Source organism: Bartonella japonica, from assembly GCF_040545385.1.
Lineage (GTDB): Bacteria > Pseudomonadota > Alphaproteobacteria > Rhizobiales > Rhizobiaceae > Bartonella > Bartonella japonica.
The window spans coordinates 1-5,503 of sequence record NZ_JBEPLT010000031.1 but is presented as its reverse complement, the minus strand read 5'-3'; the positions used below and the strand labels follow the sequence as shown (position 1 = coordinate 5,503).

General features: G+C 39.3%; 8 protein-coding genes. 6 read left to right on the top strand and 2 right to left on the bottom strand.

The window, feature by feature from the left end:
• Positions 1-70: 70 nt before the first annotated feature.
• From ABID39_RS07550 to ABID39_RS07525, 6 genes are read left to right on the top strand one after another with little or no spacing between them, the layout of a single operon-like run.
• Positions 71-298 carry a phage tail assembly protein gene (locus ABID39_RS07550; RefSeq protein WP_354187522.1) on the top strand — a complete coding sequence of 76 codons (228 nt, stop codon included), beginning with the start codon at positions 71-73 and terminating at the stop codon, positions 296-298.
• The gene (locus tag ABID39_RS07545) at positions 271-435 is read left to right on the top strand and encodes a GpE family phage tail protein (RefSeq protein WP_354187524.1); all 165 of its coding nucleotides are present in this window, start codon (positions 271-273) and stop codon (positions 433-435) included. Before ABID39_RS07550 ends, ABID39_RS07545 begins: the two co-directional genes overlap by 28 nt.
• On the top strand, positions 432-2,495 hold the full coding sequence (locus ABID39_RS07540; protein WP_354187520.1) for a phage tail tape measure protein: 2,064 nt from the start codon (positions 432-434) through the stop codon (positions 2,493-2,495). The genes ABID39_RS07545 and ABID39_RS07540 overlap by 4 nt, the downstream gene beginning before the upstream one ends.
• A 5-nt stretch (positions 2,496-2,500) precedes the next feature.
• The gene (locus tag ABID39_RS07535) at positions 2,501-2,881 is read left to right on the top strand and encodes a phage tail protein (RefSeq protein WP_354187518.1); all 381 of its coding nucleotides are present in this window, start codon (positions 2,501-2,503) and stop codon (positions 2,879-2,881) included.
• Entirely contained in the window at positions 2,878-3,102 is a 225-nt protein-coding gene (locus tag ABID39_RS07530) for a tail protein X (protein ID WP_354187516.1), read from the top strand. Before ABID39_RS07535 ends, ABID39_RS07530 begins: the two co-directional genes overlap by 4 nt.
• Entirely contained in the window at positions 3,099-4,415 is a 1,317-nt protein-coding gene (locus tag ABID39_RS07525; protein ID WP_354187514.1) for a contractile injection system protein, VgrG/Pvc8 family, read from the top strand. Before ABID39_RS07530 ends, ABID39_RS07525 begins: the two co-directional genes overlap by 4 nt.
• A 34-nt stretch (positions 4,416-4,449) precedes the next feature.
• On the opposite strand, the gene ABID39_RS07520 is transcribed toward ABID39_RS07525, so the two are convergent.
• Both ABID39_RS07520 and ABID39_RS07515 read right to left on the bottom strand, forming a co-directional pair.
• Positions 4,450-4,773, bottom strand: a complete 324-nt coding sequence (locus tag ABID39_RS07520; protein ID WP_354187523.1) for a type II toxin-antitoxin system PemK/MazF family toxin — start codon at positions 4,771-4,773, stop codon at positions 4,450-4,452.
• On the bottom strand, positions 4,773-4,997 hold the full coding sequence (locus tag ABID39_RS07515) for an antitoxin MazE family protein (RefSeq protein WP_354187512.1): 225 nt from the start codon (positions 4,995-4,997) through the stop codon (positions 4,773-4,775). Before ABID39_RS07515 ends, ABID39_RS07520 begins: the two co-directional genes overlap by 1 nt.
• Positions 4,998-5,503 lie beyond the last annotated feature (506 nt).

The following is a 5,503-nucleotide window of genomic DNA, read 5'->3' as shown; positions in this document are numbered from 1 at the left end:
AAAAATGTGGATTCCTAAGTGGATTCATATAAAATTTTATCCAATAAATAATTGATATTATTATATTTTTATGCAATGCGCGGTGGAGAAGGAAGAAGAACACACCGAAATTACCTTACGGCGCATCAAAGTAAAAGACATACAAGCCATTGATAAAAAAGAAGCGACAGATCAGGTGGTAACTATGATCGCACGTCTTTCTGAATGGCCGCATGAAGCTGTTGGCGAACTTGATGGTGGTGACATGGCAAGTATCGGAGATATTTTGGAATCTTTTACCAAACGGCGGGGGACCTAGACTGGGAAACCGCCGCAAAGCTGATAGCCGATATTGCTATTGTGTTCCATTGGTCTCTTTCAGACATGATGGAAATAGAACCGCGAGAATTAATATTCTGGCGCAAACAAGCAGCAGAAAGGTATAAAACAAAATGAGTAAAAAAGTTGCCAATGCAAAGGTCAAATTATTTCTTGAAGATAACCTCACGGCACCTCTCAAACGTGTTCAAAAAAAATTTGATATATTGTCAAAAACACTCTCACATAGTTTGGGTATTCCCCGCTTTTCTGCTGCAGTAAAAAACATGACCAAAAGCCTGCATGGCGTTCAGGGAGCTCTTGGCACAGCAGCAAGCCGTGCTTCGGTTTTGACTGGTGCCTTAGGTCTTGCTGGTGGTGGTCTTGTGGCAAGTTTGGCTGCCGTTACCATGAAAACCATGCATTTGGGGGATAGTCTTCATCACGCATCACGACATTTGGGTATGAGTGTTGCGTCGCTTCAATTATGGGGCGACGCGGCAGACAATTCAGGCACTTCTGCCGAACGCTTTCAACAATCCTTAGCCACTTTAAATAGGCGTTCTGCGCAAGCTTATGCAGGACAAAAAAGAGGTATTATGGGCTTTGAAGCGCTTGGAATTTCGGTGAAAGATGCTTCGGGAAAACTCAAGTCAAATTCGGCTTTGTTGGAAGAAATTACCGACAAGATGAGTAAGATGAAAAATCAAGCACAAAGACAGCATATTGCTGCTCTGCTGTTTGGTGGGGATGGCAAGGAAATGGCCGCCATGCTTTCGCAAGGAATGGAGCCCATTAAAGAACTGTTTGAAAAGGCACGAAAAGGAAAATGGCTCATAGGTGCCGATGTTGCGCGTTATGCAGCAGACTTAAGTGATAAGATGGGAGCATTTAAGAAAAAAATAGGTGGTGTCACCAATTTTATTGGTGCACGTTTTATGCCCGTAATTAATGATATGATCGATGCTTTTTCAAAGCTGATTGATGAAAACCGAGATCTCATTCAAACAACCGTTTCTAGTTGGGCCAAAAAACTAAAACAAACTTTGAAAGATTTGCTTAATCCTACCTCTGATTTGAGAAGAGGCATTAGTGATCTCACAGAAAGAATTAAAGGCTGGTTTCGTTGGATGGAGCCTCTGATTGGTGAAATCACTCTCTTCAAGGTAGGGGTTGTGGCGCTTAGTGCGTTCATTTTTGGTCCACTTATTGCATCCTTAGCTGCCGTTGGAGCATCTTTTGTATCGCTTGGTATTGCAATCATGACAACTCCTATAGGCTGGCTAATGGGTGGCATTATGGCATTTTTTGTACTCTATAAATATTGGGATAAACTCAATGGCTGGGTGGCTGCATCTTTGGCTGTGGTTGGATCCGTTCTTATAGCTTCAGTTATTCCAGCAATCATTGCCGTTGGAGCATCTTTTGTATCGCTTGGTATTGCAATCATGACAACTCCTATAGGCTGGATCATTGCTGGTATTGCAGCCCTTGTTGCTGCTGGATATCTCCTCTACAAAAACTGGGACACAGTCGTAAGTTTCATAAGCAAGTTATGGGATTATTGTTCCAGTTTGCTGAGTGATGCTTTCAATAATCTCTTTACTCTCTTTAAAAAGTTTTCACCACTTTCTTGGATAGCGAAAGGCATCAATGCATTAATTAAATGGCTTTTTGGCATCGATTTAATGGCAGCAGGATCCAAACTGATTAACGGGCTTTGGGAGGGCATTAAAAGCAAATGGGACGATCTGTATAACGGATTTTGCAATATGATGAATAAATTAACCAGCTGGATGCCTGATTGGATGAAAGAAAAGCTTGGTTTTAATGTTTCAATCAATAAAACTTCAACTATTAAAACCTTTACTGATGAAACCAATGATCGTGCAAAAAAAATGCTTGATACAACAGTGGTTACAAATACCCCACCTGAAAAACACAAGAGTGGCTTTAATACAGGTGTCGCTGAAACAAGACATATGGAAGCTCCAAATGCAAAAGTGAGTGGCTTGAAAGTTTCAAAGCCAATTAAGGCTCATAAATCTGTGGAAGTAGATGCTAGTGTGACCATTACAAATTTAAATATTTCAGTACCAAATGGTCTTAAGAATGAAATCAGAGACGCAGTTAATCAAGCACTTGAACGCTATGCGAAGCAGCAACGCTTGGCTATAGCCTCCAGTCTTTCGGATTAAATATCATGATGTTAGCTTTGAGTGGTTTTATTTTTTCGGTTGAAACAGCAGCTTATCAAACACTTGATATGTCTTATGGTGTTCCATGGGTCGAGCAAGGACGATTGGGACGAAAGGCAGCTCTTCAATTGCCAGCAGTTGCAAACGCGGAATTTTCTTTAGCTGGTGTGATTTATCCAAATTTCAAAGGAGGACATAGACAGCTCGAGTATTTACGGCAAATAGCGCATATGGGACCTCATATCCTCGTAACGGGTCAAGGAAAAATCTTAGGCAAATTTGTCATCCTTTCTGTGGAGGAAAAACAAAGTGTTTTTCATCATAATGGTACCCCTAAAAAACAAGAATTTACGATAAAATTGAGAGAATATGGTGAAGATAAATGAGTGATCTTTACATAACCAAAGATGGCGATATGATTGATGCCATTTGCTGGAAATATTATGCCAAAGGTCAACAGGCGCTTGCTGTTGAACGCGTTTATGCAGCAAATTTGGGACTTGCGGACTATGGACCCATTTTAAAAGCAGGCATCACAATATTGCTACCTTCTTTACCTTATCCAAAAGCGACACCGGTGATTAGAATTTGGGGTAGTCAATCATGAAACCTTTTTGCATGGTTCTAGCAAATGGTGAAGACATTACAAAATCTCTTATGGATTATGTTTTATCAATTGAAATTACCGATGAAGCAGAAAACAAAAGTGATCGTATTACTATAGAACTTGATGACCGTGTACGTGAGTGTGATAATGGCTTTCTTGATATCCCTTTAATCGGGACGGTTATTTCTGTGACACTTGGTTATGAAGGTGGCAAAACACGCGCTATGGGCGCCTATCTAATAGATGAAATCTCTGTGAGCAGCCCACCACAAAGCTTAAATGTTACAGGGCGTGCGGCATCAATGAACACGTCTTATAGAACACCAAAAAGCCAATCCTATCATCAGCAAACTCTTGGCAGTATTGTTCAAGAGATAGCAAAGCGTAATGGCTACATTCCAAAAGTTGATCCTTCTCTTGCAAAAATTGTTGTGCGTCACATTGATCAAACGGCTGAAAGTGATATGGCTTTTGCTACACGCCTTGCAGGAGAATACGATGCGGTAGCAAAGCCTGTTGATGGTAAACTTGTGCTTGCCAAACGAGGTGAAGGTAAAGCCATTACTGGAGAAGCACTTCCTATTGTTGTTATTCATGAAAAACACTGCACGTCTTGGGATTTTAAATACAGCGCACGAGACGAAGCAGGTGCAGCAAATGGCTTAGAAACAGATGTAGGAGATGACCAAAAAGCTGCAGCTAATGCACAAGCATCAGAAGAGATGGATGATGATGCAAACTCCATTCATATGGATGAAAATGATAGAGAAGCACTATTATCACCTGAATTGGAAAAATCAGAAACAACATTTAAGAAAGAAAAGGAAGAGGAGGAAGAGAAAAAAGGCGGTGTACTTGCAACCTATCATGATATTCGCACTGGTGAAAAAAAAGAAGTCAAAGTTGGTAAACCGCCGTTTCATGAACTCAAATACACCTACCACAATCAATCAGAAGCTGTTGCAGCCATTGCCGCTTATCGCAATAAATCATCACGTGGTAAGTCTTCTTTTTCATGCGATATCAGTGGTGATCCTTTTGTACAAGCAGAAGCCAAACTCGTTCAAAATCCGTCTTTTCGTCCTTATATCCCAGCAGAATGGCGTATCAAAAGTGTCAAACATAAACTTGATAAAACAGGTGGTTACACCACAAAAATAGAGTGCGAACTTTTTGATGAAAAACAAGAAGATGCAGCTGAAAACGTTACAAACACAACACCAAGCAAAGATGATACCCTTGATCCAAACGCCCCACCCAATGCATACGACGAAGGCGAAGACGTAATCCATATGGATGAGGAAGATATATAAGAAGAGAACTTAAATAAAAAAAATACCTAAAAAATTATTTAACTATTCCTAAAAATACAGCCAAACAGCGTTCAATTTCTACCATTTTATCTGCATGAATAGAGCCGAAAACTGTACTAACTTTTTCATATCTTACAGTCATAATTTTATCAATCATTACTTGCGAAGGCTTTTGTAAACCATTTTTGCTATCTGGATGGAGAGTAACACGAAGTAATGGTGCTGCAACAAGTGTACTTGTAATTGGCAACACTGTTAGGCTCGTATGTTCACTAAATTGATTAGCTTGAATGATTAACGCAGGTCTTGGTTTACCAAAATCGCCTTGCATAGCTATTGTTACGAGAGATCCACGCATCATTCTGTCCAGCCATCAATATCTCTTAAAGATTGATCCATAAATACTTGCATGGAAGCATCACCTTTGTCCATTTTTGCTACTAAGCGACATTGACGGCGGCATTCTTCTACAAAGTTCGGTTGGCGTGTATCTGGCACCCAAATCTGCATTAAGCGCAAACCTGCTTTTCTTTGCGCATTGCGATGTTTTTGAACCCGTTGATTAACGTGCATTGTACCCATAATAAAATCTCCATTATGTTTCATGTAACGTATAACACAGAAAAAAGTTACATGAAACGAGATTTTTAACAATACACAATGACTACAATTTTAGATTTTCACCTGTCCCCATCTTGTATGGGGATTTTTTTATGGAGAAGCACATGCGAAAAATATCACAAGAAGGTCTTGCTCTTATCAAGCAATGGGAAGGTCTGCGTTTAGATCTCACACAATACACAAAAAACACAATAAAGTCAATAGTTTGTTTGTAATTATTTTATATGAATCCACTTAGGAATCCACATTTTTATACGTAATTCATTTGACTATTTTTTATAGAAGATTGCCATGTATGAATAGAGCATAAAAAGCAAATCATGACGTAAATATTATAACGCATGGGTGCATTCAAATGAAATGAAAAGCCGATATCACTCATAACAGTTTATAAATTTTATGATACGTTTTTATCTCAGCACAAATCACATTGTTAAAAATTCAATCGTTTGAAATTATCGATAATA

Bases quoted from the DNA above. Each gene is read 5' to 3' on its own strand.
- ABID39_RS07515 (WP_354187512.1), bottom strand. From the start codon at position 4,997: ATGGGTACAATGCACGTTAATCAACGGGTTCAAAAACATCGCAATGCG.
- ABID39_RS07540 (WP_354187520.1), top strand. From the start codon at position 432: ATGAGTAAAAAAGTTGCCAATGCAAAGGTCAAATTATTTCTTGAAGAT.
- ABID39_RS07535 (WP_354187518.1), top strand. From the start codon at position 2,501: ATGATGTTAGCTTTGAGTGGTTTTATTTTTTCGGTTGAAACAGCAGCT.
- ABID39_RS07550 (WP_354187522.1), top strand. From the start codon at position 71: ATGCAATGCGCGGTGGAGAAGGAAGAAGAACACACCGAAATTACCTTA.
- ABID39_RS07530 (WP_354187516.1), top strand. From the start codon at position 2,878: ATGAGTGATCTTTACATAACCAAAGATGGCGATATGATTGATGCCATT.
- ABID39_RS07520 (WP_354187523.1), bottom strand. From the start codon at position 4,773: ATGCGTGGATCTCTCGTAACAATAGCTATGCAAGGCGATTTTGGTAAA.
- ABID39_RS07525 (WP_354187514.1), top strand. From the start codon at position 3,099: ATGAAACCTTTTTGCATGGTTCTAGCAAATGGTGAAGACATTACAAAA.